The sequence below is a fragment of the Actinoplanes sp. CA-142083 genome, assembly GCF_050942195.1.
In the GTDB taxonomy this organism is placed as follows: Bacteria; Actinomycetota; Actinomycetes; order Mycobacteriales; family Micromonosporaceae; genus Actinoplanes.
On the sequence record NZ_CP192076.1, the window covers coordinates 10,067,646 to 10,094,534 of the forward strand.

General features: G+C 71.5%; 26 protein-coding genes. 8 read left to right on the forward strand and 18 right to left on the reverse strand.

The window, feature by feature from the left end; genetic code table 11:
• Window positions 1-14 precede the first annotated feature (14 nt).
• Window positions 15-515 carry a phospholipase gene (locus tag ACQPZX_RS46545; RefSeq protein ID WP_433370975.1) on the forward strand — a complete coding sequence of 167 codons (501 nt, stop codon included), beginning with the start codon at window positions 15-17 and terminating at the stop codon, window positions 513-515.
• Here the strand turns inward: ACQPZX_RS46545 and ACQPZX_RS46550 are convergent.
• Both ACQPZX_RS46550 and ACQPZX_RS46555 read right to left on the reverse strand, forming a co-directional pair.
• Window positions 481-3,282 carry an adenylate/guanylate cyclase domain-containing protein gene (locus ACQPZX_RS46550; RefSeq protein ID WP_433370978.1) on the reverse strand — a complete coding sequence of 934 codons (2,802 nt, stop codon included), beginning with the start codon at window positions 3,280-3,282 and terminating at the stop codon, window positions 481-483. The two genes, ACQPZX_RS46545 and ACQPZX_RS46550, sit on opposite strands and share 35 nt — an antisense overlap.
• Window positions 3,283-4,145: 863 nt before the next feature.
• The gene (locus tag ACQPZX_RS46555; protein WP_433370980.1) at window positions 4,146-4,364 is read right to left on the reverse strand and encodes an FmdB family zinc ribbon protein; all 219 of its coding nucleotides are present in this window, start codon (window positions 4,362-4,364) and stop codon (window positions 4,146-4,148) included.
• 121 nt (window positions 4,365-4,485) lie between these two features.
• Between ACQPZX_RS46555 and ACQPZX_RS46560 the strand changes: the two genes are divergently transcribed.
• Both ACQPZX_RS46560 and ACQPZX_RS46565 read left to right on the forward strand, forming a co-directional pair.
• Window positions 4,486-5,898: a lytic murein transglycosylase gene (locus ACQPZX_RS46560; RefSeq protein WP_433370983.1), complete on the forward strand. Its 1,413-nt coding sequence runs from the start codon at window positions 4,486-4,488 to the stop codon at window positions 5,896-5,898.
• A 91-nt stretch (window positions 5,899-5,989) separates the two neighbouring features.
• Window positions 5,990-7,009 (forward strand): GNAT family N-acetyltransferase, encoded by a 1,020-nt coding sequence (locus tag ACQPZX_RS46565; RefSeq protein ID WP_433370986.1) that lies wholly within the window; start codon window positions 5,990-5,992, stop codon window positions 7,007-7,009.
• Between the two features lie 3 nt (window positions 7,010-7,012).
• Here ACQPZX_RS46565 and hemB read toward each other — a convergent pair whose 3' ends face one another.
• From hemB to ACQPZX_RS46605, 8 genes are all read right to left on the reverse strand, one after another.
• Window positions 7,013-7,993 carry a porphobilinogen synthase gene (gene hemB / locus ACQPZX_RS46570; protein ID WP_433370989.1) on the reverse strand — a complete coding sequence of 327 codons (981 nt, stop codon included), beginning with the start codon at window positions 7,991-7,993 and terminating at the stop codon, window positions 7,013-7,015.
• A 19-nt stretch (window positions 7,994-8,012) separates the two neighbouring features.
• Window positions 8,013-9,599, reverse strand: coding sequence for a uroporphyrinogen-III synthase (locus ACQPZX_RS46575; RefSeq protein ID WP_433370992.1), 1,587 nt, complete (start codon window positions 9,597-9,599; stop codon window positions 8,013-8,015).
• Window positions 9,596-10,522, reverse strand: a complete 927-nt coding sequence (gene hemC / locus ACQPZX_RS46580) for a hydroxymethylbilane synthase (RefSeq protein WP_433370995.1) — start codon at window positions 10,520-10,522, stop codon at window positions 9,596-9,598. Before hemC ends, ACQPZX_RS46575 begins: the two co-directional genes overlap by 4 nt.
• Window positions 10,519-11,808 carry a glutamyl-tRNA reductase gene (locus ACQPZX_RS46585; RefSeq protein WP_433370998.1) on the reverse strand — a complete coding sequence of 430 codons (1,290 nt, stop codon included), beginning with the start codon at window positions 11,806-11,808 and terminating at the stop codon, window positions 10,519-10,521. Before ACQPZX_RS46585 ends, hemC begins: the two co-directional genes overlap by 4 nt.
• Window positions 11,805-12,551, reverse strand: a complete 747-nt coding sequence (locus ACQPZX_RS46590) for a redox-sensing transcriptional repressor Rex (protein WP_433371001.1) — start codon at window positions 12,549-12,551, stop codon at window positions 11,805-11,807. Before ACQPZX_RS46590 ends, ACQPZX_RS46585 begins: the two co-directional genes overlap by 4 nt.
• Window positions 12,552-12,772: 221 nt before the next feature.
• Entirely contained in the window at window positions 12,773-13,414 is a 642-nt protein-coding gene (locus ACQPZX_RS46595) for an HAD family hydrolase (protein ID WP_433371004.1), read from the reverse strand.
• 10 nt (window positions 13,415-13,424) lie between these two features.
• Window positions 13,425-13,673: a glutaredoxin family protein gene (locus ACQPZX_RS46600; protein WP_433371007.1), complete on the reverse strand. Its 249-nt coding sequence runs from the start codon at window positions 13,671-13,673 to the stop codon at window positions 13,425-13,427.
• Window positions 13,670-15,157 carry an AMP-binding protein gene (locus ACQPZX_RS46605; RefSeq protein ID WP_433371010.1) on the reverse strand — a complete coding sequence of 496 codons (1,488 nt, stop codon included), beginning with the start codon at window positions 15,155-15,157 and terminating at the stop codon, window positions 13,670-13,672. Before ACQPZX_RS46605 ends, ACQPZX_RS46600 begins: the two co-directional genes overlap by 4 nt.
• A 459-nt stretch (window positions 15,158-15,616) precedes the next feature.
• Between ACQPZX_RS46605 and ACQPZX_RS46610 the strand changes: the two genes are divergently transcribed.
• Together ACQPZX_RS46610 and ACQPZX_RS46615 are read left to right on the forward strand one after the other, a co-directional pair.
• On the forward strand, window positions 15,617-16,486 hold the full coding sequence (locus ACQPZX_RS46610; protein WP_433385917.1) for an ECF subfamily RNA polymerase sigma factor, BldN family: 870 nt from the start codon (window positions 15,617-15,619) through the stop codon (window positions 16,484-16,486).
• 181 nt (window positions 16,487-16,667) lie between these two features.
• Complete coding sequence (locus tag ACQPZX_RS46615) at window positions 16,668-17,831, forward strand: DUF5667 domain-containing protein (protein ID WP_433371013.1); 1,164 nt, start codon at window positions 16,668-16,670, stop codon at window positions 17,829-17,831.
• A gap of 74 nt (window positions 17,832-17,905) precedes the next feature.
• On the opposite strand, the gene ACQPZX_RS46620 is transcribed toward ACQPZX_RS46615, so the two are convergent.
• The 5 genes from ACQPZX_RS46620 to ACQPZX_RS46640 form a co-directional block, all read right to left on the reverse strand.
• Window positions 17,906-18,922, reverse strand: a complete 1,017-nt coding sequence (locus ACQPZX_RS46620) for a lysophospholipid acyltransferase family protein (RefSeq protein ID WP_433371016.1) — start codon at window positions 18,920-18,922, stop codon at window positions 17,906-17,908.
• Window positions 18,919-20,001 (reverse strand): NAD-dependent epimerase/dehydratase family protein, encoded by a 1,083-nt coding sequence (locus ACQPZX_RS46625; RefSeq protein WP_433371018.1) that lies wholly within the window; start codon window positions 19,999-20,001, stop codon window positions 18,919-18,921. Before ACQPZX_RS46625 ends, ACQPZX_RS46620 begins: the two co-directional genes overlap by 4 nt.
• Window positions 20,002-20,070: 69 nt before the next feature.
• The gene (locus tag ACQPZX_RS46630) at window positions 20,071-20,172 is read right to left on the reverse strand and encodes a 30S ribosomal protein bS22 (protein ID WP_007465623.1); all 102 of its coding nucleotides are present in this window, start codon (window positions 20,170-20,172) and stop codon (window positions 20,071-20,073) included.
• A gap of 177 nt (window positions 20,173-20,349) precedes the next feature.
• Window positions 20,350-20,562, reverse strand: coding sequence for a helix-turn-helix domain-containing protein (locus ACQPZX_RS46635; protein WP_433371021.1), 213 nt, complete (start codon window positions 20,560-20,562; stop codon window positions 20,350-20,352).
• Window positions 20,563-20,699: 137 nt separating this feature from the next.
• On the reverse strand, window positions 20,700-21,620 hold the full coding sequence (locus ACQPZX_RS46640) for a proline dehydrogenase family protein (protein ID WP_433371024.1): 921 nt from the start codon (window positions 21,618-21,620) through the stop codon (window positions 20,700-20,702).
• Between the two features lie 78 nt (window positions 21,621-21,698).
• On the opposite strand from ACQPZX_RS46640, the gene ACQPZX_RS46645 reads away from it, so the two are divergent.
• Window positions 21,699-22,235 (forward strand): CGNR zinc finger domain-containing protein, encoded by a 537-nt coding sequence (locus tag ACQPZX_RS46645; protein WP_433371027.1) that lies wholly within the window; start codon window positions 21,699-21,701, stop codon window positions 22,233-22,235.
• Between the two features lie 28 nt (window positions 22,236-22,263).
• Here ACQPZX_RS46645 and ACQPZX_RS46650 read toward each other — a convergent pair whose 3' ends face one another.
• Entirely contained in the window at window positions 22,264-23,085 is an 822-nt protein-coding gene (locus tag ACQPZX_RS46650) for a sugar phosphate isomerase/epimerase family protein (protein WP_433371030.1), read from the reverse strand.
• Between the two features lie 111 nt (window positions 23,086-23,196).
• On the opposite strand from ACQPZX_RS46650, the gene ACQPZX_RS46655 reads away from it, so the two are divergent.
• Window positions 23,197-24,036, forward strand: coding sequence for a hypothetical protein (locus ACQPZX_RS46655; protein ID WP_433371033.1), 840 nt, complete (start codon window positions 23,197-23,199; stop codon window positions 24,034-24,036).
• Window positions 24,037-24,040: 4 nt separating this feature from the next.
• Here the strand turns inward: ACQPZX_RS46655 and ACQPZX_RS46660 are convergent, their stop codons facing one another.
• Together ACQPZX_RS46660 and ACQPZX_RS46665 are read right to left on the reverse strand one after the other, a co-directional pair.
• Window positions 24,041-24,724, reverse strand: coding sequence for a response regulator transcription factor (locus ACQPZX_RS46660; RefSeq protein WP_020512993.1), 684 nt, complete (start codon window positions 24,722-24,724; stop codon window positions 24,041-24,043).
• Between the two features lie 32 nt (window positions 24,725-24,756).
• Window positions 24,757-26,052 carry a sensor histidine kinase gene (locus ACQPZX_RS46665; RefSeq protein WP_433371036.1) on the reverse strand — a complete coding sequence of 432 codons (1,296 nt, stop codon included), beginning with the start codon at window positions 26,050-26,052 and terminating at the stop codon, window positions 24,757-24,759.
• A gap of 175 nt (window positions 26,053-26,227) precedes the next feature.
• Here ACQPZX_RS46665 and phoU point away from each other — a divergent pair, with 175 nt between their 5' ends.
• Entirely contained in the window at window positions 26,228-26,881 is a 654-nt protein-coding gene (phoU, locus tag ACQPZX_RS46670) for a phosphate signaling complex protein PhoU (RefSeq protein WP_433371039.1), read from the forward strand.
• The last annotated feature ends 8 nt before the right edge of the window (window positions 26,882-26,889 follow it).

Consider the following 26,889-nt stretch of genomic DNA (forward strand, 5'->3'; position numbering starts at 1 on the left):
CCGAGACTGCCCGCATGACCCGACGCCTCCTCCTCGTTCTGGTCCTCACCATGGCCGCGCTGGTCCCCGCCGGCGCGGCGTTCGCAAGCACCGCCGACAAGGCCACGGTTCTCCTCGGATGGACCCAGCCCAGCGCGGGCAGCACCAACGCCTGGAACGCGGCCCGCCTCGACCGCACGCCCTGGCAGTCCTACAACTTCGACTGGTCCACCGACTACTGCTCGGCCAGCCCGGACAAGCCGCTCGGCTTCGACTTCACGTTGTCCTGCTGGCACCACGACTTCGGCTACCGCAACTACAAGGACATCGGCGCGTTCCCCGCCAACAAGGACCGGATCGACGACACGTTCTACGCCGACCTCAAGCGGAAATGCGCCACCTACAGCGTGCTCGTCCGCTCGGCCTGCTACAGCCTGGCCTGGACGTACTACCAGGCGGTGCACAACTTCGGCTCGCTGTCCGCGGTCAAGCAGGCCGACATCAATCGAGCGTCAGCCCTGATGCGGCAAACCTAGCGGCGCCGTCCTCCAGGTCCGGATGCTCCACCGCCAACGCCATCGCCACGATCCGATCAAAACCGAGACCCACACCATCGGCGTACGCGGCATCGAACGCCGCATCGCCGAGCGAGGCCCGCAGCGCCAACTGCTGTTCCGACCAGAACCGCCCGAACATGTCGGTACGCCGGGCGCCGCGGGCCGCCTCGGCCCCGCCGAACAGGACGGCCGCCATCGCCGCGTCGCCGCCCAGCGAGCAGCGCACCGCGATCGCCGCGACCGCGTCCGCCGCCGCACCCCGGAAGCCGTGACGCAGCCGGGACCGCAGCGCCACCACCAGATGGTCGTGGGCGGCGACCAGGTCGCGGCGCCGGAGCGCCACCATCCCCAGCATCCAGTCGACGGTGCGCCGGCCGCGGTCCTCGGGGCGGCCGGCCTCCAACTGCCGCGCGCCGCCGAGCAGCTCGGCGGCCTCGTCGATGGCGTCCCGCCGCCACAGCAGCCCGGCCAGCGTGACCACGGCCGGGAGCGCCACCCCGGGCACACCCGACTGCTCGGCACGCGCCGCGATCTCCCGGCAGACCTGCTCGGCCCCCTCGAAGTCCTGGTCCTCCAGCAGCGTGATCCGGTGGCCGGCGCGCGCCCGGATCAGCAGGCTCTCGTCGTCGGCAGCGTCCTGGGCGCGCTGGAGGAAGCGCACCCGCTCGTCCCGGTTGTCGGCGAGCCCGGCGTGCACGAGGTAGGCGCTCGCCAGCTCGGCGGGTTCGACGGCCGCCTCGTCCAGCCGCCGGTAGAGACGGAACAGCAGGTCACGGCCTTCCCGTGCGCCCCCGTGCTCGCGCCACCAGGGATCGAGAGCGCCGGCCAGCCGCAGGCCCGCCGCCACGCTGCCGTCGGTGGCGGCCCAGCGCAGAGCCGCCCGCCACTCGCCGACAAAAGGGGCCAGCTCCGTGAGGGAGACCGTGCGCGGCTGGCCGTCGGTGTCCACGGTGACCGCGCCGAGCGTGTGCAGCGACCAGGCCACGTGCCGTTCCCGGGCGGCACGCTCGTCGCCGGCGGCGGTGAGCTGGCGGCCCGCGTACGCCCGGACCTGCTCGGACATCCGGTAGGTCGCGCCCGGCACCACTTCGATCAGCGACTTCTCGGTCAGCTCGGCGAGCGAGCCGAGCGCGTCGGCGCCGCACCACTCGATCGCGGCGAGGTCCACCGGACCGGTGAAGACGCTCAGTCGGCGGAGCAGGGCGGCGGACCGCACGCTGAGCGTCCGGTAGGACCAGTCGAGGCAGGCGGTGAGGCTGTCGTGCCGGTCGTCGCCGTTGTCCCGGCCGGCGGTCACCGGGTCGAGCGCGGCGATCGGGTCGTCGAGCCGTGCGAGCAGCTGATTGGCCGAGAACAGGCGCAGCCGGGCGGCGGCGAGCTCCGCGGCGAGGGGCGAACCCTCCAACCGGGCCGCGATCCGGGCCAGGTCGGTGGTCTCGTCGACCGGGGCGGGCCGCCCGCCGCGCGCGGCCTCGGCACGCTCGGTGAGCAGCGTGAACGCGTCGGCCGGCGAGAGCGGCGGGATCCGCCACACCACCTCGCCGTGCACGCCGAGCGGCTCCCGGCCGGTGACCAGCACGTCGACGCCCGGGCAGGCGGAGAGAAGGCGGCGCACCAGGCCGGCACAGGCGGCGGGCGCGGCGTCGCAGGTCTGCAGGAGCAGCAGCATCCGCCGGCCGGCGCAGTGCTCGAGCAGGGTGTCGAGCACCGGGCGGCCCGGCTCGGGGCGCAGGCCGAGGGCCGCGGCCAGGGCGGGGGCCAGGCCGGTTGCCGCGCTGACGGCATCGAGGTTCCAGATTCCTTGCTCGTACGCGTCGAGCACGTGCTCCCCCACAGCGTGCGACAGTCGCGTCTTCCCGGCGCCGCCCGGTCCCGCGATCGTGACAATGCGGTTGCGGGCTAGCTGGTCGGCGAGCTCGGCCACCTCGGCGCGGCGGCCCACGAACGAGGTCAGCGGCGCCGGCAGGTTGTGGCGGGCGGCCGCTGGGGTGCGGGGGCGGGGAAACTCGCGGTCGAGGCCGGCCGCGGCCACTTGGAAGAGGCGCTCGTCGTCGTCGAAGCCGCGCAGCCGGTGCGGGCCGAGGTCGAGCAGGTCCACGCCGGCCAGGGTGTCGACGATCGGGCGTTCCGCGGTCAGCGTTCCGGCTTGTGCTCTCTTCGCTTTCGGTACCGGTGCTGCCTTCGGTACCGGTGCTGCCTTCGGTACCGGTGCTGCCTTCGGTACCGGTGCTGCCTTCGGTACCGGTGCTGCCTTCGGTACCGGTGCTGCCTTCGGTACCGGTGGTCCGAAGGGGACCTGGACGCCCGCGGTGAGGACGGCCAGCGCGGTCGCGCCCGAGCAGAGGATCTGACCGCCGTGCGCCGCGGCCGCGACCCGGGCCGCGCGGTGAACCTCGACGCTGGCGTACTCGTCGCCGATCGGCTTGGCAAACCCCGTGTGCATGCCCATCCGCACCCGCGGCATAGCGTCGCGCCCCGGCCACTCGTGTGCGGACAGTCGCCGCTGCGCCTCCACACAGGCCGCCAACGCGGCACCGGCCTCACGGAACGCCACGAAGAACGAATCACCCTCAGTGAAGAGCTCGACACCGTCGAAGTCCCTGATCACCCTCCGCAGTAACGTTCGGTGAGCGCCGAGGACGGGTCCGTAGTCGTCGCCGAGCATGCGGGCCAGGCGAGTCGAGCCCTCTATGTCGGTGAACATAAAGGTCACGAGGCCGCTCGGCAGCTCGGTCCGTCCCGACACGGTGAACCTCCGCCTCCTCTGGGAAGTCGTGACTCATGCTGCCGTATCACAGCGTTACTGTGCATCGTAGAAACGGACGGTAACGATCTCCCGCCACGGCCGACCCCGGACGAAGGACACTCGCCGGGCGTAGTCATCGACGTTCCCTATGCACTACGCGTGACGTAACGAAATGGATCGAGCCAGGACACGCCGCGGTTGGCCAGTTCCGGCAGACCGTTCGGACGTACCCGCAGGAGTACTCAAGCGCGCCGTCTCTCCACGTCGCACAGTAACTCCGCTCCGTGACCACCACACTCGACCCCCGAAGATCGACCGCCGGGCACCATATGCCCGGCCGCCCCCGAAGGCCACCCCTTCTGGACACCCCACCCCCGACCGGTGGCCGCCACGCGGTCGGGGTCAACGCCCGGCCTGGATCGCCAGACCTCGGACGGACTCGGTCGGGGTCGGCTCTCGACCGGGAGCCGCACCTGACTACGGCTCGCCACCCCGCCCACGGGCCGCCGTGACCCAGCCGAGCAGCGTGACCTAGCCAGGCAACGCCGTCGCAGCCAAGCGAAGCCCTCGCGGCCGGGAGCGGCCGTCAGTCGCACACGGCGACTCGCCCCACCACGCCGTGCGGGTCACCGCGCCGTGCGGCCCACCGCGCCGTGCGGGTCACCGCGCCGTGCGGCCCACCGCGCCGTGCGGCCCACCGCGCCGTGCGGCCCACCGCGCCGTGCGGCCCACCGCGCCGTGCGGCCCACCACGCCGTGCGGCCCACCACGCCGTGCGGCCCACCACGCCGTGCGGCCCACCACGCCGTGCGGCCCACCGCGCCGTGCGGCCCACCGCGCCGTGGGCCGCTGTGGGCGGGTGGGTCAGCAGCCGCAGGCGCCACCGCAACAACCGCCGCCGGAGGAGGGCTGAGCCGATGGGCCGGGGGCGGCGGCGCCGCGGGCGACCGCGACTGTGGAAAGCAGTTTGACCGTGTCGTTGTGGCCCTGGGGGCAGGCGGCGGGCGCGGACGCCTCGACCATCGGGCGGCTGACCTCGAACGTGTCGCCACAGGCGCGGCACCGGAACTCGTAACGCGGCATTGGCAAAGAGTAGGCCCCTGGTACGACAGAAATGCACTCGGCGGTCCTACCCAGCCGTAACGTCATTCGTTCCCGTCGACGCGGCCTCTTGTGGCGAGCCTTCGGCGGGTATGGTCGGGCCGTGGCGAACGGGCGGGACACACCGGTGGGGCGACCTGAACTGCGCGCGGCGGCGCCGCACCAGGGTGGGCCGCTCGGCAGTTCCGGCGCGGCTCCCGAGGCGGACGCTGCGAAAGAGCCCGAGCGGGTCAGCGCGGACGCCCCAGCCAACGGATCGGGAGCCAAGCCGGTCGCGGAGACCAACTCGCCGTCAGCTCCGAGCGACAAATCGGAAATGGGCGATAAAGCGGCCGAGCCGGCCAAGGACAGCGCCGCCACGCCCGAAACTGGCCAGCCGAGCCCGGGCAAGGCCGCGCCGACCGGAATGGCCGCCGAGGCGCCGAAGGCCGGGCAGCCCGGAGAGCCGCAGAAGGCCGAGCAGCCGGGAAAGTCGGCAGAGTCGCAGACAGCCGCAGAGCCGGGAAAGGCAGCAGAGCCGGGGAAGGCAGCAGAGCCGCAGAAGGCCGCGGAGCCGGGAAAGAAGGCTGTGCCTAGTGGGCTGCGCAACGCGCGCCCTGTGCAGGCCGTTCGGACGGCGGGGCGCAACACCTCCGCCTGGGCCAAGCGTCCCAGCGGCCGCCTCGTTCTGCCCGGAATCATCGCCCTGCTGCTCCTCGGCGCTGCGGGAACGGCCGGCGTCTACCTCGTACCGCAAGCTCTTGAAGCTGCACCGACGCCCAGCGCGACCCCTGCCTTCCCGGGCGAAGCCGCCAATGGCGCGGCGTCCGCGCCGGCGGCGAGCCTTCCCACCGACCTCTCCACCGCCTCCGCCCCGGTCGGCGGGACCGGCGGCTTGCCCGGCGGCACGACCGCGCCGCTTCCGGGCCAGACCACCCAGGGCCAGGTCGGCGGGCAGACCGGCGCGCGGCCGGCCGACGCGCTGGCCGGCTGGGCCGAGCAGGTCGGCACCAAGGTTGGCATCCCGGTCGTGGCCGTTCAGGCCTACGGGTACGCCGAGCTCGTCGTCGGCAAGACCATGCCCTCGTGTCACCTGAGTTGGACCACGATCGCCGCGCTCGGCAAGGTCGAGTCCTCGCACGGCAGCGCGAACGGCGCTGTTCTCGGCGCGGACGGCTCGGTGCAACCGCCGATCTACGGGCTGCCGCTGGACGGCAAGGGCGGCCGGCAGCTGGTCCAGGACACCGATCAGGGCACGATGGACGGCGACACCACCTTCGACCGGGCTGTCGGTCCACTGCAGTTCATCCCGGCGACGTGGAACAGCTACAAGGTGGACGCCGACAACAACGGCGTGGCCGACCCGAACGATATCGACGATGCGTCACTGACCGCCGCGACCTACCTGTGCCAGGGCGGGCGCGACCTGTCCAAGGCGGAATCCTGGTGGGACGCGATTCTCTCGTACAACGCCGTTCAGCCGTACGCCCAGAAGGTCTTCGAAGCGGCGAACGACTATGGTCAGCGCAGTCGATGATGGGCATCGAACGTAGACGCACAGTGACGGCACCCGCACATTTACGTTCGCGGCACTTCCCTGAAGGTCCGCTGCACGGCAAGCTGTACGGGTGAGGGTGCGTGAATGGGACCCCCGGTCAGCGTCGGCCGGGGAGATCCGATCGCTCGTGGAGACGGTCAATGCGGTGCTGGCCACGGATCTCCCGGACGATCCACCGTGGCAGGACGTCCAGGTCAGGGAGTATCTGGCCGAGACCGTCCCCGGGGAGCGCCGGATCTGCTGGGTTGCCGAGGACGACCGCCTCCCCGAGGGTGAGAGCGAGATCTTCGCGCACGTCAGCATCCTGCTGCTCGGTGACATCGGCGTGCTCGAGGTGATGGTCAAACCGTCGCTGCGCCGCCGTGGCCTGGGCCGGCAGCTGGTGGCGGTGGCCGCCCGCCGGGCCTATCTCGAGGGTTTCTCGTCGATCGGCGTGGAGGCGATCGGCGGCACCCCGGCGATCCCGTTCTACGAGTCGCTGGGCTTCGAGAAGGAGTACGTCGAGACCCGCAGCGTGCTCAACCTGGCCTCGGTCGACTGGCCGGCGCTGAGCGAGATGGCCGACGGCATCGCGGCCGGTTTCCGGGTGGAGTACCACCCCGGCGGCCCGCCCGAGGAGCTGCTGGAGGCGTACGCGCAGGCCAAGCTGGAAGCGCAGGACGACGACGATGATCTCGACCTGGCACCCCGCTCGTCCGACCCGCAGCGCCTCAAGGACTCACTGGAGACGCTGCACAAGCGCGGGCTGAAGCCGTACATCGTGCTGGCCATCCACCAGGCGAGCGGCGACGTGGCCGGCCTGACCGAGGTGGTCGTGCCGGCGCAGCATCCCGAGCGCGCCGACCAGTACGACACGATCGTCGTGCGGGCGCACCGCGGCTACGGCATCGACCGGTCGATCAAGGCGCGGATGCTGTTCGAGCTGCGCGCGGCCGAGCCGGGCCTGCGCGAGGTCCAGACGTGGAACGCGCACAACAACGAGTCGATGCTCAAGGTGAACGCCGAGCTGGGCTACCAGCCCGACCGCGACTGGTTCGAGTACGGCGCCGACGTCGCCCAGCTCGTCCAGATCCTCGAGCCGGTCGAGTAAGGGTCAGCGCAGGCGCTGGGCTACCTCGGTGGCCCAGTACGTCAGGATGATCTGGGCGCCGGCCCGCTTGATGGAGGTCAGCGACTCCGCGATGACGCGGTCGCGGTCGATCCAGCCGTTGGCGGCGGCCGCCTCGACCATCGCGTACTCGCCGGAGACCTGGTAGGCGGCGACCGGGACGGTGACGCGGTCGCGGATCGCGGCGATCACGTCGAGGTAGGCGAGGGCCGGCTTGACCATGACGATGTCGGCGCCCTCGGCCACGTCGAGGTCGACCTCGCGCAGGGCCTCGCGGAGGTTCGGCGGGTCCTGCTGGTACTGGCGGCGGTCGCCCTGCAGGGTGGACTCGACGGCCTCGCGGAACGGGCCGTAGAACGCGCCGGCGTATTTCGCGGAGTACGCCAGGATCGAAGTGTCCTGGTAACCCGCTTTGTCCAGGGCGTGCCGCACGACGCCGACCTGGCCGTCCATCATCCCGGAGGGGCCGACCATGTGCGCTCCGGCGTCGGCCTGCGCGACCGCCATATCCGCATAAATGGCCAATGTGGCGTCGTTGTCCACCGAGCCGTCGGTGGCCAACACCCCGCAGTGGCCGTGCGAGGTGAACTCGTCGAGACACAGGTCGCTCATGATGACCGTCGAGTCGCCCACCTCGGCCACGAGGTCCCGGATGCCCACGTTGAGGATCCCGGAGGGGTCGAGACCGGCCGAGCCGGTCGCGTCCTTGTGCTCGTCGGTGGGCACGCCGAACAGCATCAGGCCGCCGACGCCGGCGCTGACCGCCTCGTGCGCGGCCTTGCGCAGCGACTCCCGCGAGTGCTGCACGACGCCCGGCATCGAGCTGATCGCCCGGGGCTCGGTCAGCCCCTCCTTGAGGAAGAGCGGCAGCACGAGCTCGGAGGGGGCGACGCGGGTCTCCTCCACCAGGCGGCGGAGGGCCGGGGTGCGCCGAAGGCGACGCGGGCGCACATCCGGGAACGACATGGCGGCTCCTAAGAACGAATCAGCGGAAGCGCAGAGCGGTAGGTCCCTGAACCTTGGAGCCGCGGCGCTGCTTGGCCGGCATGGCGGCCAGCTTCTCGCGCAGCTCGATCGCGTACGACGCGAGCGCCTCCACCAGGTCCGGCACGGAAGCGTGCTGGGGCTGGACGTCGACGCGCAGGCCGAACTCGGTCGCGGTCTCGGCGGTCTTCGGGCCGATCACCGCGACGACCGTCCGGGCGTGCGGCTTGCCGGCGATGCCGACCAGGTTGCGTACCGTGCTGGACGAGGTGAACAGCACCGCGTCGAAGCCACCCGACTTGATCGAGTCGCGGATCTCGGCCGGCGGCGGGGCGGCGCGGACCGTGCGGTACGCCGTCACGTCGTCGACCTCCCAGCCGCGCTCGATGAGCCCGGCCGCGAGCGTCTCGGTGGCGATGTCGGCGCGGGGCAGCAGCACCCGCCCGACCGGGTCGAGGATCTCGTCGTGCGGGGAGAACTCGGCGAGCAGCCCCTCGCTCGACTGGTCGCCGGCCGGGATCAGCTCGGGCTGGATGCCGAACGAGCGGACCGCCTCGGCGGTGGCCTCGCCGATGCACGCGATCTTGACGCCGCCGAAGTGCCGGGCGTCGAGGCCGTGCTCGTCGAACTTCTCCCAGACGGCGCGGACCGCGTTCACCGAGGTGAAGACGACCCACGCGTACCGGCCGTCGACCAGGCCCTTGACCGCGCGCTCCATCTGGGCGGGGGTACGCGGGGGCTCGACCGCGATGGTCGGCACCTCGCACGGGATCGCGCCGTACGCACGCAGGCGCGCGCTCATGGCGCCGGCCTGCTCCTTGGTGCGCGGCACGAGCACCTTCCACCCGTAGAGCGGGCGGTTCTCCCACCAGCTCAGGGCGTCACGCTCGGCCACCTCGGCACCGACGGTCAACACGACCCGGCCGGTGAAGCCGAGCGCGGCCGCGACGAAGCTGTCGACGGTGGAGGTCGTCGTGTACTGGGTCTCGCCGGTGCCGTCGCCGGTCACCGCGACCGGGGTGCCGGGCTCGACACCGGCTGCGAGCAGGCCGTCCCGCACGGCGGCCAGGTCGCCGGCGTCGACCGCCACGGCGAACGAGCCCTTGCGGGACGAGGCGGCCAGCGCGTCGAAGTCGAGCGCGGCCACGTCGCCGACGTCGGCCGTGGTGCGCACGGCCGGCAGCGGGACGCCAGCGTAGGTGGCGACGCCCTCGGCCTGGCCGATGCCGGGCACGACCTCGAAGTGCACGGCGGTGCGAGCGACCGCCTGCACCTCCTTGACGACGGCGTCGTGGCCGAACGGGTCGCCGGCGACCAGGTGCACGGCGGACAGGCCGGACTTGGCCGCGGAGAGCAGCACCTTGGCGACGTCGCCCGGCGCTCCCTCGGCCGGGCTGAACTGGGCGTCCGCCTTGGCCTCCGCCTTGATCGCGGACAGCAGGGAGTCGGGGACTCCCCGGTCGTACACCACCTGGTCGGCGTCGGTGAGCGCGGCGTGCGCGCGACGGGTCAGCAGTTCCGGGTCGCCGGGTCCGGCCCCGACGAAAGCGATGCGGCCTGCCGGCTTGCGGGCGGTGCGGGTGGTCATTCTGTGCTCCCCATCAGGGTATCGGCGCCGTTCTCGAGGAGGTCGGCGGCGAGTGCCTTGCCGATCTCCGCCGCGTCGGCGGGCGTTCCGGTGCGCGACAGGCGGATGGCTCGGGTCCCATCCGGACTGATCACCGCACCGCGCAGGTAGATCTCGTCACCGTCCTCGCCCTCGGCGAGCTCGGCGTGTGCCGCGACCGGGGCGGAGCACCCGGCCTCGAGCGTGGCCAGCATCGCCCGTTCCGCCACGACGGCGGCGCGGGACGGTGCATGGTCGAGTGCGGCCAGCAGCTCGACCAGGTCTGAGTCGGCCCGGCACTCCACCGCCAGCGCGCCCTGGGCCGGGGCGGGCAGCATGAGCATCGGGTCGAGCGTCTCGGTGATCTCGGCAGTGCGGCCGAGACGGGCCACTCCGGCCCGGGCGAGGACGACGGCGTCCAGATCGGCCTCGGGCCCGTGGACCCGGGCGATCCGGCTGTCGACGTTCCCGCGGATCGGCGTGACCTGCAACTCTAGGCCCAAAGCGTGCAGTTGCGCGATTCGGCGCACCGCGCCGGTGCCGATCGTGGAGCCCGGCGGGAGCTCGGCGAGCTTGCGGTCGCCCTTGGCGATCAGCACGTCGCGGGGGTCCTCCCGCGGCGGGACGGCCGCGATGCAGAGCCCGGCGGGCGCGGCGGTGGGCAGGTCCTTGTACGAGTGCACGGCGAAGTCGATCTCGCCGGCCAGCAGCGCGTCGCGCAAAGCCGAGACGAAGACACCCACGCCGAGCTGGGCGACCGGCGCGTTGGAGCGGTCGCCGGAGGTGACGATGCGCACCAGCTCGACCGGGCGGCCGGTGGCCGCGGTGAGCGCGTCGGCGGTCAGCTGGGACTGGGCGAGGGCCAGCGCGCTGCCGCGCGTCCCAAGACGCAGTGGGGCGGTCACGCTTTTCCTCCGATCTCCGGTACGGCGTCAGCCTGCGTGGCATGCGGGACATCGAGGTCGAACAGCTCACGCAGCAGCGCCGCGTACTGATCTCCGCCCGGTTCGGCGGCAAGCTGGCGCACCCGCACGGTCGGCGAGTGCAGTAGCTGCTGAACGACCCGATGCAGCGTACGGGAAACATCCGCTCGCTGCTCATCCGTGAATTCGGCCCGCTTGGAGTAGAGCTTGCGCAGCTCGGCCGCGACCACGTCCTCGGCGCGGGTGCGCAGGGCGGCCACGGTCGGCGCGATGTCGGCGCCGCGCAGCCAGCCGAGGAAGTGCTCGACCTCACCGCTGACGATCTGCTCGACGGCGGCGGTCTCGGCGGCGGCCGGCAGCGCGCGCCGCGAGGCCGCGAGGCTGTCGATGTCGATCACGGTGAGGCCGGGCAGCCCGGCCGCGTCGGGGGCGACGTCGCGGGGGACCGCCAGGTCGAGCACGACCAGCGGACCGGCCGCCTGCAGGCGGGCCCGGGTCAGCACCGGCTCGGTCGCGGCGGTCGCGGTGATCACCAGGTCGGCCTCGCGCAGGGCCGCGTCCAGCTCCTCGAACGGGACGGCGACCGCGCCGTACGCCTCGGCGAGCCGGTCGGCCCGCGCGGCGCTGCGGTTGCTGATCCGCACCGGGCCGACGCCGGCCCGGGTGAGCGTGGCCACCGAGAGGGCGCCCATCGCGCCCGCGCCGATGACCAGCGCGGTCCTGCCCTCGAGGTCGCCCAGGTGCGAGGCCGCGACCTCGAGCGCGGCCGTGACCACGCTCTGGCCGGCCTTGTCGATGCCGGTCTCGGCGTGCGCCCGCTTGCCGACCCGCAGCGCCTGCTGCATGAGCTCGTGCAGCAGGCGGCCGGCCGTGTCGGCCTCACTGGCCGCGTGGTAGGCGTCCCGCAGCTGACCGAGGATCTGGGCCTCGCCCACGACCATCGAGTCGAGCCCGGACGACACCTTGAACGAGTGCAGCACCGCCGCCTCGTCGTAGTGCACGTACAGGTGGCCGGCCAGCTCGGTGGCCGGGATGCCGGACGCCTCGGAGAGCACGTTGCAGACGTCGCCGAGGCCGCCGTGGAACCCGCTGACCGCGGCGTAGATCTCCACCCGGTTGCAGGTGGACAGCACCACGGCCTCGCCGATGTACGGCTGGCTGACGAGCTTCTGCAGGAGCGCGGGAACGGCCTGTTCCGCGATGGTGAGCCGTTCCAGCGTGCTGACGTCGGCGGTGCGATAGGACGCACCGACGCTGAGCAGGTTCACGACCCGACCGCCTCCTGACTTCCCGCCCCCGTGGCGGATCGTCCGCCGGGCAGCGCGGTGAGCGTCGCCTTGCGGTGCTCGTGGAATGAGAGGATCTGCAGCTCGATGGCGAGGTCGACCTTGCGGACGTCGACGTTGGCCGGCACCGACAGCACGCACGGCGCGAAGTTGAGGATGCTGGTGACGCCCGCGGCGACCAGCTCGTCGGCGACGGCCTGGGCGGCGCCGGCCGGGGTGGCGATGACCCCGATGGCGATGCTCTCCTCGACCGCGACCTGGCCCAGCTCGTCGATGTGCCGCACGATCAGCCCGTGTATGCGCTCGCCGACCTTGGCCTCGTCGGCGTCGAACAGGGCCACGATCTTGAACCCGCGGCTGGCGAATCCGTCGTACCCGGCGAGCGCGTGGCCGAGGTTACCGACGCCGACCAGGCACACGGCCCGGCGCTGGTCGAGGCCCAGTACGTACTCGATCTGCTCGATGAGCAGGGCGACGTCGTAGCCGACCCCGCGGGTGCCGTACGACCCGAGGTGCGAGAGGTCCTTGCGGAGCTTGGCGGAGTTCACACCCGCGGCGGCCGCGAGACCCTCGCTGGAGATCGTGTCGGCCCCGCCCTCGCCCAGGTTGTGCAGTGCGCGAAGGTACTCGGGCAGCCGGGCGATCGTCGCCTCCGGGAGATCCGGGAAGGCCGGGACGTTGCCCGAGCCATTGCCGGGCGGGCTTCCGTGACGCTGCTGACTCATCTGACTCCGTGCCGACGAGGTGTCGAACCTGCGGGTGCGAGCCCTCTGACGCCCGGCTCGACCGGCTGTGATAGCGGGGCTCTTCGAAGTCACAGAGTAGGCGCTTGTGAAGGCGTGCACAAATCGCGATCTTGAGGTTACGAGTGGACAAAGATCCATTAGCGTGCTAGTGGATCCGTCCGTCAAAAGTATGCCCCGCTCGGCAGCGTAACGACCACTCGCTACAGCGACCTGGCGATCTCGACCGCCTCGACCAGGGTGTCGGCAACCGGACGCCCCGACGCGCGCAGCCGGTCGGGATGCGTGAAGCCGCCGGTGTACAGCACCACCTCGGCGCCCACCGAGTCGGCCGCGGCCGCGTCGTCGAGCGAGTCGCCGATCAGCACCGCCGCGTCGCCGGGGACCCCGAGCTCGGCCAGGTGGGCCGCCAGGTGCCCGGCCTTGAGGTGACCGCCGACCTCGGTGCGCAGGCCGTCCACCCGGGTGAAGACACCGTTGAGACCGTACGTCTCGACGGCCGGCACCAGCTCGCTGTGGAACCACATGGACAGCAGCGACTGGGAGCCCGGCCACGAGGTGAGAGCGGTCTTGGCATCGGCGGCGAGCGTCATGCTGGTCAGCCCCAGCCGGTACGCGTCGTGGAAGATCTTGTCGAGCCGGCCGAACTCCTCCTCGTCGACCGCCCGCCCGAGGATCTCGGCGTAGAACTCGGCGACCGGGCGGCGGAACCGCGCGCGGTGCTCGTCGCTGTCGACTTCGCGACCGCCCACCGCCGCGAAGGCGTGGTTGGTGGCCGAGACCACGAGGCTGAGATCGTCGAGAAGGGTGCCGTTCCAGTCCCAGACAAGGTGAGTGCGTGTCACGGCAGACAACCTATATGCGGGGCTCCCCCGGCTGTCTCGCCAAATCCCGAAGCAGGCGCGCCTCCTCGACCCGCCAGTAGCCGTGCTCGACGCCGTCGAGCAGCACCACCGGCACCCGGTCGCCGTAGTCCCGCTCCAGCTCGACGTCCGAATCCACGTCGACGCGGGTCCACTGACCGGGCAGGATCCGGTCGAGCGTGGCCTCGGCGTCGGCGCACAGGTGGCAGCCGTCCCGGCTGATCAGCGTGACCCGGCTCATGAGGCGATCTCCCGTTTCCGCACCTTGCCGATGATCGAGTGGGGCAGCTCACGGACCAGCTCGATGCTCGGGAGCTTGAACCGGGCCAGCTGCCCGGCGCAGTAGACCTGCAGCTCGGCGGGCGTGGGCGCGGGGTCGAGCGCGGAGACGACGTACGCGTGCGGCTTTTGCCCGGACTCGTCGTCGGGCACCGCGACCACCGCCGACTCGGCCACCGCCGGATGCGCGTCGAGGACCCGCTCGATCTCGGCCGGGTAGACGTTGAAGCCGTTCACCAGGATCAGCTCGCCGATCCGGTCGACCAGATGCAGATCGCCGTCGCCGTCGGCGTAGGCCACGTCGCCGGTCGCCCACCAGCCGTCGGCGTCGGGCCCGTCCCGGCCGTCCGGCCAGTAGCCGGAGAAGAGGTTGGCGCCGCGCACGACGATCTCGCCGGGGTCGGTGCCCTCCGAGTCGGCCACCGAGATGTCCAACTCGGCGAGGTCTTCGTCGGCGGAGGCGGTGCCGTCCTCCCACAGCACGTCGCCGCCCGGCGAGCGCAGCCGCAGCGAGATGCCGGGCAGCGGCCGGCCGATCGAGCCGGACTTGCCGCGCTCGCTGACCGCCGTCGTGGTCAGCACCGGGGCGGTCTCGGTCAACCCGTACCCGATGAGAATTGTCTTTCCGGTTGCCGCGGCGAAATGGGCCGCCTCGGTGGGCGCGAGCGGCGCCGCACCGCAGACCGCCGTGCGCACGCTGCCGAACGCGGCGCCGACGGACGGCTGGCGGGACCACTCGGAGTACATGCCGGGAACGCCGACCGTCACGGTGACGGCACGCTCCGCAATCACGGAGAGCGACGCGGCCGGGTCGAAGCGGTCGATCAGCACCCCGGTCGCCGCGTGATGCACGACCGTTCCGAGGCCGGTGTTCAACCCATATGCGTGAAATAGCGGCATCGCCAGCAGCACCACGTCGTCGGCGCCGACCACCGGCGGGTCGATGGCGTCCAGCTGCTCATGGTTCGCGGCGAGCGCGGCCCGCGTGAGCATCGCACCCTTCGGGCGCCCGCTGGTACCGGACGTATAGAGCAGGACCGCGAGATCATCTGCCGACACTTGCGGCAGGTCGCCGCTCGGGCCGGCGAGATCAGCGGGTACGCAGGGGGGAGTCGACGACCGCAGCTTGGCGCGGGCCGCTTGCTCGGCCACCACGACCGCGGCCTGGCAGTCCCCGATCGCGAAGTCGAGCTCGTCGGAGGTGTAGCCGGGATTGAGCGGCACGGCCACCCGGCCGGCGCGCAACACCCCGTAATAGGTGACCACGAACTCGATCGAGTTGCCGAGCACGATCGCGACCCGCTCGCCCGGCCGGGCCAGCATCACCAGCCGGCGCGCGGCGGCCTCGACCCGGGCATCCAACTCGGCCCAGGTCAGCGTGGTGGTCGGCGTGATCAGCGCCGGGTGGCTCGGTCGCGACGTGGCGGCGGCAGCGATCTCATCCACGACGGACGAGTCTTCCACAGCCGCGCCGTCAGGGGGATGCCGGACAACCTGTCCGTTGGCCGGCTCCGGGTGTCCACCATCGTGTCAGACGTTCCTTGTGTCTTGTCTGCGCCACTTCGTACTATTTTCGCGCAGCGCACACGGTGTGCGACTCCGTGTGTTCGGAGTCCGTGATACTTCGCGTCTGTGTAACGGACTCCACAGCCCTGGGTGAGGTTGGTCTGACGAATTGTGGGCCGACCCACCCCTTTTGCTATGAGTGATCACCCCTCATCCCGAGGAGGCCGCTGTGCCACAAAACGCACGGAATTTCTGCTCATCCACGCCTGGCGGGACGGATGCGCGGCCGGACCAGAACCGCCGGGTTGAGGAGGCGCAGTGAGTCATGTCTACGCCGGGGAGCCGTACCACCTGGCCTTCCAGGAAGGCTTGAGTGCCCTCAAACAGTCCGTCGACTCGATGATCACCAACACGATCCGGGGCGAGGGCGCCAAGCGCACCAGCAACCGCCGCCACGTCAACGAATCACCGGGCGTCCGGATCCCCCCGGCCGGAAACGCCAAACCGCTGCCCAACACAGGTGGCGGCCGGGTCGCGGTGCCGGGCCGTCCGGCCATGCCGGCCCAGCCCACCGCCGGGCAGCGCAGCAACCTGCCGGAAAGCCCGTCCAACGACCTCACCGTGGTGGTTCCGGCGCAGAGCACCTCCGGGCCGCCGACCCCGACCGAGCCTCCCAAGTACCCGGCCCGCCCCGACCCGGGCGACGCCGCGGCCGAGGTGTGGGCGCTGGTCGAGCGGGCCCAGGCCGGCGAGGCCGAGGCGTTCGGCCTGATCTACGACCGGTACGTGGACACCGTCTTCCGGTTCGTCTACTTCCGGGTCGGCAACCGCCAGCTCGCCGAGGACCTGACCTCGGACACGTTCCTGCGCGCCCTCAAGCGGATCGGCAGCTTCACCTGGCAGGGCCGCGACCTGGGCGCCTGGCTCGTCACGATCGCCCGCAACCTGGTCGCCGACCACTTCAAGTCGGGCCGCTACCGCCTCGAGGTCACCACCGGCGACGTGCTGGACGCCGACCGCGAGGACCGCGGGCCCGAGGGCAGCCCCGAGTCGGCCGTGGTCGACCACATCACCAACGTGGCCCTGCTCACGGCGGTCAAGCAGCTCAACCCGGAACAGCAGGAGTGCATCGTGCTCCGCTTCCTCCAGGGCTTCTCGGTGGCCGAGACCGCGCAGACCATGGGCAAGAACGAGGGCGCCATCAAGGCACTCCAGTACCGGGCCGTCCGGGCGCTCGCCCGGCTGTTGCCCGAAGGGTTCCAGTGGTGATCCGGCGCCCGAACATGTCGATCTACACAGCCCGATATCAGCCGTTCGTTCCCGTAACCGGGGATGAGTCTCACGCGTTTGTCCGGGTGCGACCCCGGCAGGCCCCCGCGGCCACCGGCATCGTCGCGACCGTCGGCGACTCTGCCGACGAGACATTCACGAGCGAGGGGAGGTGCCCGCGATGAGTTTCGATTTCCTGGACCGGCGGCGCGCCGAGCGCTTCGCGGAGCTTCTCGACGAGCCCTTCGGCGGCCGGCGGCACAGCCACGGCCCGGCCGATGAGAGTCTCGCCGAACTGGTCGCCGTCGCCACCACGGTCAAGGCGGCCAAGCCTGAGATCCAGGTCGATTCCGAGTTCCGCGACGGTCTGCGGGCGATGCTGGTCGCCACCGTCGAGCGGGACGGCGTCGGAAACGGCCTCGCCGACAACGCCGCGGAACCCGCGGCCACCTTTCCGCAGGGAAGCAGTCGCGTACGCGGCCTGCTCCTCGGCGGCGGTGGCCGGCGGACCCGGGCGCGCGGCGCGATCGTGATCGGCGTGGCCGCCGGCGCGCTGGCGGTCTCCGGCATCTCCGCGGCGAGTGAGAACGCGTCGCCCGGCGACGCCCTGTACGGGGTCAAGCGCTCCACCGAGCGCGCCCAGCTGGCGATGGCCGGCTCCGACGTCAGCCGGGGCCAGCTTTCCCTGGACTTCGCCCGCACCCGGCTCGCCGAGGCGGCCGCCATGCCGGGCAACGCCCCCGGGTTCGCCGGGGTGCTCGACGACATGGACGCCAGCACCCGCCGGGGCGTACGCCTGCTGGACACCTCGGCGGTCGCCCGCCGCGACGTCAAGCCCCTGGCCACGGTCGACGACTTCGCCGACCGGCAACGCCAGACCCTGGCGCCGGTGCTGGACCGGCTGAGCCCGGCCAACCAGGAACGGGCCGCGGCGTCGCTGGCGCTGCTCGACGCGGTCACCCGGCGCACCGGCGACCTGCGAGCCGGGCTGAACTGCTCGACGGTGCAGTCGGCCGGCGCCGACACGCTCGGGCCCAAGCTGCGCGACTGCGCGACGACGACGCAGGGCGCGAACACGGCCACCCGGCCGTCCGGGCACAGCGGCAAGGCGACCACCCGGGACCCGAAGCAGTCGAAGGCGAAGCCGGACCGGGCCAACCCGTCGGCCACGCCCTCGGCGACCACGGACGTCGCCGACCCGGAGGCGCCGGCCAAGTCGACGGCGCCGGCGCTGCCGCTGGGCGGCACGCCGCTCACGTCGCAGTCGCCCGACACCGGCAGCGGAACGGACGACGGCAGCGACCCGGTGGGCGGGCTGCTCGGAGAGCTCTTCGGGATCCACTAGCAAACGGGCAAACACATGGCGAGGGGCGGTTGCCGGGAGTTACCGGACCGCCCCTCATCTGTGATGATACCCAGCTAGATTCCGAACGGGTCCTGCCTTTTCTCCAGCAGCTCGAGCAGCGTGGCCTGGATTGTCTCGCGCACCTGGTCGGCCAAGTTGTAGACGACCATCGGGTCGTCGGCGTGCTCGGTCAGGTGCGCGGTCGGGATCGGCGGGCAGAACTGGATGAGCCACTTGCTCGGCAGCGGCACCAGCCCGAGCGGCCCCAGCCACGGGAACGTCGGCGTGACCGGGAAGTACGGAAGGCCGAGCAGGCGGGCCAGCGGCTTCACGTCGGCGAGGATCGGATAGATCTCCTCGGCGCCGACGATCGCCACCGGGACGATCGGGGTGCCCGTGCGCAGCGCCGCCGAGACGAAGCCACCACGGCCGAAGCGCTGCAGCTTGTACCGGTCGGCGAAGCGCTTGCCGATGCCCTTGAAGCCCTCGGGGAAGACGCCCACCAACTGGCCGCCGCTCATCAGGCGCTCGGCGTCGGGGTTGCAGGCCACCGTCGCGCCCGACTTGCGGGCGAGCTCGCTCAGGAACGGCACCCGGAACACCAGGTCGGCGCCGAGCAGGCGGAGGTGACGGCCGCCGGGCGTACGGTCGCGGATCGCCACCGAGAGCATCAGCGCGTCCAGCGCGAGGGTGCCGGAGTGGTTGCCCACGACCAGGCCGCCGCCGTCGGCGGGCAGGTGCTCGACGCCGTACACCTCGGTGCGGAACCAGTCGTGGTAGAGCACGCGCAGCAGCGGCTGGAAGACCGTGTCGGTGAGCTCCCGGTCGAAGCCGAAGTCGTCCACCTCGTACGTGCCGGCGAGCCGGCGCCGCAGGAAGGCCAGCCCGTTCGCGACGCGCTGATCCCAGATGTCGACCGGGCCGGGCTCCTTGGCGCCGGCCTCCGCGGGCTCTTCTTCCTCGAGATGGCCGTTCATCTGCGGCACCTCCGGGATCGGCCGCCGGCCGTTCACCTTGACCGGAGCGGCCGGCTTGGGCAGCGTGAAATCGGCGTGGCCGGGCAGCATGTCACGGTACTCGTGCTGGCTCATCGCACATCGCCCCCGACGGACGGCTTTTCGCTCATCGCGGCGCGGGTCCGGCGGATGCCGTCCAGAATGGCCTGCTCGGCGGCGGCCAGCCGGCCGGCGGTGAGCGAGGAGCCGTTCGCGTGGGCGGTGATGAAGTCGTCGAAGGCGGCCGCGGTGTCGCGGGGCGTGAAGCCGAACTCGCGGACCAGCCGGGTCGTGTCGACCACGCGGCCGTGCACGAACAGGTCGATCTGGTCGAGGCCGATCTCGCCGATCCCGACGTTGCGGGCGAGCGCGAGCACGGTGGAGAGCGTGCCCTCGGGCAGCGGCACGGCGATGCGGCCGGCCCGGCGCACGGCCTGGGAGAGCGCCAGCACTCCGGCGCCGGCCACGTTGAACGTGCCCGGGTGGTCCTCGATCACCGACCGGTGCAGGATCTCGAGGGCGTCGTCGACGTGCACGAACTGCAGCCGGGCGTCGCGGCCGAAGACCGTCGGCACGAACGGCTGCGCGAACAAGCGGGTCAGCGTCGTGTGCGCCTCGGAGCCGATGAACGGCGCGAACCGGAGCACGGTCGCCGACACGTCGGGGCGACGGCGGCGGAACCCGCGGACGTACCCCTCGATGTCGAGGATGTCGCGGGCGAACGAGCCACGCGGCACCGCTCGGGGCTCGGTGTCCTCGGTGAAGACCGCCGGGTCGCGGAACGACGCGCCGTAGGCCGCCGTGGACGAGCGCACGACGACCTTGCGCAGGCCGGGCGCGCCCTGGGCGGCGGCGAGCAGCTGCATCGTGCCGATGACGTTCTGCTCTTTCATCGCCTGGCGGCCGCCGTGCTGCGCGTCGGGCGTGCTGCCGACCGCCATGTGCACGACCGCCTCGGCTCCGAGGTCGGCGAAGGCGCCGGTCGCCGCGCGGGCGTCGGCCCGGATCAGCTCGACGTCCTCCAGCTCGGCCCGCAGGGCCGAGGGGGGTTCGTGCGGATCCAGGCCGACGACGCGTTCGATGCGGGGATCGGCGGCGAGGCGGGCTGCCACCCGGGCGCCGAGGGGCCGGCTGACACCGGTCACCACGACGACGCGAGGCGGTGAGGTCACCACAGGCGCACCTTCCGACGCGGCGGAGTGCGGCAAGTGAGCGGGCCGGGCGACATCACGCCCGGCCGGGGATCACTTGCCGAGACGGCGACGCTGGACGCGGGTCTTGCGCAGCAGCTTACGGTGCTTCTTCTTCGCCATACGCTTGCGGCGCTTCTTGACCACGGAGCCCATACGAATTGCCTCTCGAAACCATGTGGGCGGACCCGGGGTGCCGACCGGCACACACCGCATCCGAACTGGACGGCGTCCCGGCCTGGTCGCCGCGCGATGCAGCGGCGAGTGGCGGACCGGGAACCAACCGGTCCAGCCTACCGGCCCATCCGCGGCAGGCCCAAATGGGCCTATGCATTACGCGCTTTGGGAGAAGGCGCCCCGCAGGTAGTCGTGTACCGCGTGCTCCGGCACGCGGAACGAACGGCCGACCCGGACGGCGGTCAGATCACCGCCGTGCACCAGCCGGTAGACGGTCATCTTCGAGACCCGCATCAGCGCGGCCACCTCGGCCACGGTCAGGAAGCGCACCTCCGAGAGGCGTTCCTCGGTCTGGGCTGGACCCGTCATCCCTACGCTCCGATCCTTTCGCAAGCACGGCTTACGTGCGTGTCATCAGAACGTTATCGATACGGCTGTGACCGACGCGATGCGTTCCGTGAAATGCCTATAAAAAGTCAAGGCCGACACGCCGGATCTGTGCGGTTTTAGCCCTTTTTGGGGATTCTGCGGCCGAACCGCACCACCGTCGTGGGTCGTTCCGCCAGCCTGCGCAGCAGGTAGCCGTACCACTCGGTGCCGTAGGGCAGATAGACCCGCACGATGTTGCCGCTCGCCGCGAGCCGGGCCTGCTCCTCGGTGCGCATGCCGTAGAGCATCTGGAACTCGTACTCGTCGGCGGAGCGGTCGAACCAGCGGGCCCGGTCCTCCGCGATCGCGATCAGCCGCGGGTCGTGGGTCGCCACCATCGGATAGCCCTCACCCGACATCAGGATGTTCAGGCAGCGGACGAACGACTTGTCGATGTCGAGCGCGTCGGTGAACGCCACCGACTCGGGCTCCGCGTAGGCGCCCTTGCACAGCCGCACCCGCGAGCCCGCCGTCGCCAGCTCGCGGCAGTCACCCTCGGTGCGCCGCAGGTACGCCTGGAGCACCGCGCCCGTGGACGGGTACTCCTTGCGAAGGTCGGACAGGATCTCCAGCGTCGAGTCGGTGGTCGTGTGGTCCTCGGCGTCCAGCGTCACCGAGGTGCCCGCCTCGGCCGCCGCCGCGCAGACGGCGAGCGCGTGCTCGTACGAAAGCTTCTCGTCGAGCCTCTGACCCAGGGCCGAAAGCTTCACGCTCACCTCGGCGGCCGGCGTCAGCCCGGCCGTCCGGAGCCGACCCAGAAGGGTGACGTACTCGTCGCGGGTGGCGCGGGCATCCTCCGCCGTGGCTGTGTCGGATGCCAGATGGTCCAACGTGATCGACAGCCCGTCGTCGGCCAGCTCGCGCGCCGCGGCCAGCGCGGCGTCGACGTCGTCGCCGGCCACGAAACGGCTGGCCACGTTCTTGCTGAGAGACGCCGAGGAGACCAGCCGCCCCAGACGGGACGAGTCCGCGGCGGCCAGGATGACGGAACGGAGCATGCGCCGAGGGTATCGCCCGAAACCGCGCCGGTCGCGGCAACCGTGTCCGTCGGGGCGCGGTGCGGCTACCGTTGTCGAGTGAACTTCGATGAGTACGCGCGGACCGCCGTGGACCTCGTCAACGCGGACCTGGGCGACCTCGCGGGCATGCACGCCCTGTTCGCCAACGACCAGGGCTGGATGCGCGAGCACCTCACCGAGAAAGACCTCGGCGTGTTCCGTCGCGCCCAGCGCCGGCTGCGCGACGTCTTCGAGCTCGGCACCACCGGCCGGGACGCCGACGCGGTCAACGAGCTGAACACTCTCCTCGAGAACTTCCCCGTGCAGCCGCGCATCTCCGGGCACGACGCGAGCGACTGGCACATGCACGTGACCAGCCGCGGCGCCTCGGTCAGCGCGGAATACCTGGCGGGCGCCGTCTGGGGCCTGTCGGTCTGGCTGTGCGAGTACGGCAGCGCGCGCTTCGGCATCTGCGCCGACGAGCGCTGCGGAAACGTCTACCTCGACACGTCGTCCAACAACTGCCGGCGATTCTGCTCGGAGCGCTGCGCGACCCGCTCGCACGTGGCCGCGCATCGGGCCCGCAAGAGGGCGGCCAACCTCACGCCGGCCTGACCTTCTTACTCGCGCGTGATCGACACTCTTACGCGCGGGTGACCGCTGGCGCGGCGGACGAGGCCGGTGCGAGGTGACGACGCGCGAACTCCAGCGACTCGCGCAGATCGGCCTCGCGCGCGGCCCGGCTCGCCGCACGACGGGTCGAGACCTCCAGCGCCACCGACCCGGTGAACCCGCGCGCCACCAGCGTCCGCAGCACCTCGGCGCAGGGCTGATTGCCCCGGCCCGGCACCAGGTGCTCGTCGCGGCCCTCGCCGGTGCCGTCGCCCAGATGCACGTGCCGGAGGCCGCCGCCCATCTTGTCGAGCATGTCCAGCGCGTCGATACGCGATGCCGCGCAATGCGAGACGTCGAGCGTGTACGCGTCGAAGCCGGGCTCGGTCGGATCCCAGCCCGGCGTGTAAGGCACGAACCAGCGGCCCGCCATCTTCACCGGGAACATGTTCTCGATCGCGAAACTCAGGTGCGGATGCCTCTGCTGCACCTTGGCCAGGCCCTCGGCGAAGTTCTTCGCGTAGTCGCGCTGCCAGCTGAACGGCGGGTGCACCACCACGGTCGGCGCGTCGAGCGTCTCGGCCAGCTCGGCCGCCCGGGTCAGCCTCTCCCACGGGTCTGAGCTCCACACCCGCTGCGTCACCAGCAGGCACGGCGCGTGCACCGACAGGACGGGAACGTCGTAGTGCTCGGCGAGGCCCTTGAGGGCGCCGGCGTCCTGGCTGACACGGTCCGTCCAGACCATGACCTCGAGACCGTCGTAGCCCACCGTGGCGGCCATCTCGAACGCGGCGGCGGTGGGCTCGGGGAAAACGGAGGAGCTGGACAGGAGGACGGGGACGCGGGACTTCACGAGGTAAAGGGTAGACCCGATTGTCTCGTAAGCCCTCCTCGCGGGCGGGTAAATGGGGTGATACCGGGCGGCAACGCGGCATTAGTCACCTGCACGCGTACGCTGTCGCGAGTGACCCGCCGTGACCAGAACCGCCCCAGCGAGGTCGGCCTCGATTTCCCTCGCGAATGGATCGAATTCCTCGACCCGGCCGACGAACAGCACCTGATCCGCGCCGACCTGACCTGGTTGCTGTCCCGCTGGACGTGTGTCTTCGGCTCCGCCTGCCACGGCATCGTGGCCGGCCGCGCGCACGAGGGCTGCTGCACACACGGCGCTTTCTTCACCGACGCCGACGACGAGAACAGGGTGAAGGCCGCGGTCGCGAAGCTCACCCCGCAGACGTGGCAGCACCACCGCAAGGGCTTCAAGAACTGGACCGAGATGGACACGGTCGACGGCTCGAACCCGGCCCGCCGCACCGCGATCCGCACCGAGGACGGCCCGTGCGTCTTCCTCAACGACGGCGACTTCCCCGGCGGCGGCGGTTGCGCCCTGCACGCCCAGGCGCTGCGCGACGGCGTGCACCCGCTGGTCTACAAGCCGGACGTCTGCTGGCAGCTCCCGGTCCGCCGTGAACAGGACTGGATCAAGCGCCCCGACGGCACCAAGCTCCTGCAGTCCACCCTGACCGAGTTCGACCGCCGGGGCTGGGGCCCCGGCGGCGCCGACCTCGACTGGTGGTGCACCTCGTCGCCGGAGGCCCACGTCGGCACCGAGCCGATGTACGTCAGCTACGGTCCCGAGCTCGCGGCCCTGGTCGGCAAGGCGGCCTACGACAAGCTGGTCGAGCTGTGCGCCGCCCGCGAGAAGTCCGGCCTGATAGCCATCCACCCCGCCACCGCCGCGGCCGGCCAACCGAGCGAGAGAGGCGGACGCGAGCCCGCCTCTCCGCGCGCGTCGAAGAGCTGACTTCCTACGGCTCGAACTTGTAGCCGAGGCCGCGCACGGTGACGATGTAGCGCGGCGCGGACGGCTCGGGCTCCACCTTGGAGCGCAGGCGCTTGACATGGACGTCGAGGGTCTTGGTGTCGCCGACGTAGTCGGCACCCCAGACGCGGTCGATCAGCTGGCCCCGGGTCAGCACCCGGCCGGCGTTGCGCAGCAGCAGCTCGAGCAGCTCGAACTCCTTCAGCGGCAGCTGCACGCCGGCGCCGTCGACCGTGACGACGTGGCGTTCCACGTCCATCCGGACCGGGCCGGCGGCGAGCGTCGGGGTCGACACCTCGGCCGCCTCGGTGCCCTGCCGGCGCAGCACGGCGCGGATGCGGGCGACCAGCTCGCGCGGGGAGTACGGCTTGGTGACGTAGTCGTCGGCGCCGATCTCCAGGCCGACCACCTTGTCGATCTCGCTGTCCCGGGCGGTGACCATGATGATCGGGACGGCGGAGCGCTGCCGCAGCTGACGGCAGACCTCGGTGCCGGACATCTCCGGAAGCATGAGGTCGAGCAACACGATGTCGGCACCGGTCCGGTCGAACTGCGTCAGCGCCGAGGTCCCGGTCGGGGCGACCGACACCTCGAAGCCCTCCTTGCGCAGCATGTACGACAGGGCGTCGGAGAACGACTCCTCATCCTCGACCACGAGCACGCGGGCCAATGTGGTTCCTTCCATCTTCCGGTTCCGGGGAACTAGCGCCCGGCCGCACCGGACTCGATCTCAATTGCCGCTGGTAACGGCAAAGGGGCTTCAGGGGGGCGCGCCGGTAGGCGCAGGGTGAACGTCGAGCCATCACCAAGCGTGCTGGTGACGTCGACGCGGCCACCGTGGTTGGTGGCGATGTGCTTGACGATGGCCAGACCGAGGCCGGTTCCGCCGGTTGACCGAGACCGAGCCTGGTCAGCTCGGTAGAACCGCTCGAAGATCCGGTCGACGTCGTGCGGGGCGATGCCGATGCCCTGGTCGGCGACGTCGATCTCGACCCAGTCGTCGTCATGACGCAACGTGAGCGACACCTTGGTGTCCTCGCCGGAGTACGCGATCGCGTTCTCCACGAGGTTGGTCACCGCGGTCGCCACCTGGCTGTCGCTGCCGTACACGGTCGCGCCCTTGGGACCGGCGTACGTGACCTCGATGCTCTTGGCCGAGGCGGTGGTGCGGGTGCGGTCGATGACCTCGGCGATCACCCAGTCGACGGCGACCGGCTCGGGCGTGGGCAGCGGCTCGGCGCCCTGCAGGCGGGTCAGCTCCAGCAACTCGTTCACCAGGCGTCCCATGCGGGCCGACTCGTGGTGGATCCGCTCGGCGAAGCGGCGGGCGGCGATGAGATCCTCGTTCTTCTCGTCGTCGGGCTCGACCTCGGCGGCCGACTCGGTGGCGTCGAGCAACGCCTCGGCCAGCAGCTGCAGCGCGCCGATCGGGGTCTTGAGCTCGTGGCTCACGTTGGCCACGAAGTCGCGCCGCACCCGGGCGAGCCGGTGCGCCTCGGTGACGTCGGCGGCCTCGATGGCGACGTGCGTCGAGTTCAGGGCGACGGCCCGCAGGTGCAGGCCGAGCGGCGCGTGCGCGTTGCCGGCGCGGCCTCGCGGCAGGTCGAGCTCGACCTCGCGACGCACGCCGGTGCGTCGCACCTGGCCGGCCAGCGTACGCAGGATGGGGTGGGCCGCGATCGTGCCGGGCGCGCCACCGGAGCGGAGCAGGCCCATGGCCCGGGCGGCCGGGTTGACCAGCACCGGGTGGTCCTCGGCGTCGAGAACGACCACGCCCACGCGCAACGAGTCGAGGCTCTTGCGACCGAGCCCCTTCATCGCTTGCTTGGCGGCGTGCGGCCCGTCGTCCGTTTCGATGGTGCGTCCCCCCTCGTCCGACCGGGAACCGGCGGCCTGCGCCTGTTCCGGCGACCTGCGGGCACGGGTGTACAGCAAGCCCCCGACCACGCCCACGGCGAGCGCGACGAGGGCGAGGAAGATGCTGTACACCAAGTCCACGCTGCGATCGTAGGGTCATTGTTTACCTGACCCCTACGTTGAACCGGACATATCGGGCGCGCGTCGAATAATGTTCACCACTACGCCCGGCGTCGTTCATCGGTGTTCATGTTGACGCCGTCGGACCGACTTAGGTTAGGCAACAACCAAGGACCCCAACCCCCGGGACGAGGACATGCGCGAGGAGTTCCAGGCAGATCTCGACGAGATCAGTCGCCTGCTGGTGACCATGGCCGAGGCCGTGCGGGCCGCTATGCGCAAGGCAACCACGGCTCTGCTCACCGCCGACCTCAAGGCCGCCGAGTCGGTCATCGAGCGGGACGCCGAGGTCGACGCGATCTACGGACAGGTCGAGGCGAAGGTGGCCGACACCATCGCGCGGCAGGCGCCGGTCGCCGGCGACCTGCGCATGGTGATCACCGCCCTGCACATCTCGGCCGACATCGAACGGATGGGCGATCTGGCGGAGCACGTGGCCAAGACCGCGCAGCGGCGGCACCCGTCGCCGGCGGTCCCGGCCGAGCTGCGCCCGGTCTTCAAGGGCATGGCCGAGGTCGCCGACCAGATGGCGGAGCGGATCGCCACCCTGCTCGGCAACCCCGACGCCGAGCTGGCCGCCAAGCTGGAAAGCGCGGACGACGAGATGGACGCGCTCGAGCGGCGGCTGTTCCAGGTCCTGCTCGACGACGACTGGCCGTACGGCGCGGAGACCGCGATCGACGGCGCGCTGCTGGGCCGCTTCTACGAGCGGTACGCCGACCACATCGTGAACGTGGGCGAGCAGCTGGTCTACCTGATCACCGGTGAGCCGGTGAGCGACCCGAGCTGACAGCCGGG

Coding starts and splice junctions, on each gene's coding strand:
- ACQPZX_RS46610 (WP_433385917.1), top strand. CDS start 15,617: ATGATCACCAACACGATCCGGGGCGAGGGCGCCAAGCGCACCAGCAAC.
- ACQPZX_RS46640 (WP_433371024.1), bottom strand. CDS start 21,620: ATGCTCCGTTCCGTCATCCTGGCCGCCGCGGACTCGTCCCGTCTGGGG.
- ACQPZX_RS46615 (WP_433371013.1), top strand. CDS start 16,668: ATGAGTTTCGATTTCCTGGACCGGCGGCGCGCCGAGCGCTTCGCGGAG.
- phoU (WP_433371039.1), top strand. CDS start 26,228: ATGCGCGAGGAGTTCCAGGCAGATCTCGACGAGATCAGTCGCCTGCTG.
- ACQPZX_RS46555 (WP_433370980.1), bottom strand. CDS start 4,364: ATGCCGCGTTACGAGTTCCGGTGCCGCGCCTGTGGCGACACGTTCGAG.
- hemB (WP_433370989.1), bottom strand. CDS start 7,993: ATGTCGTTCCCGGATGTGCGCCCGCGTCGCCTTCGGCGCACCCCGGCC.
- ACQPZX_RS46575 (WP_433370992.1), bottom strand. CDS start 9,599: ATGACCACCCGCACCGCCCGCAAGCCGGCAGGCCGCATCGCTTTCGTC.
- ACQPZX_RS46600 (WP_433371007.1), bottom strand. CDS start 13,673: ATGAGCCGGGTCACGCTGATCAGCCGGGACGGCTGCCACCTGTGCGCC.
- ACQPZX_RS46620 (WP_433371016.1), bottom strand. CDS start 18,922: ATGAGCCAGCACGAGTACCGTGACATGCTGCCCGGCCACGCCGATTTC.
- ACQPZX_RS46590 (WP_433371001.1), bottom strand. CDS start 12,551: ATGAGTCAGCAGCGTCACGGAAGCCCGCCCGGCAATGGCTCGGGCAAC.
- ACQPZX_RS46545 (WP_433370975.1), top strand. CDS start 15: ATGACCCGACGCCTCCTCCTCGTTCTGGTCCTCACCATGGCCGCGCTG.
- ACQPZX_RS46630 (WP_007465623.1), bottom strand. CDS start 20,172: ATGGGCTCCGTGGTCAAGAAGCGCCGCAAGCGTATGGCGAAGAAGAAG.
- ACQPZX_RS46635 (WP_433371021.1), bottom strand. CDS start 20,562: ATGACGGGTCCAGCCCAGACCGAGGAACGCCTCTCGGAGGTGCGCTTC.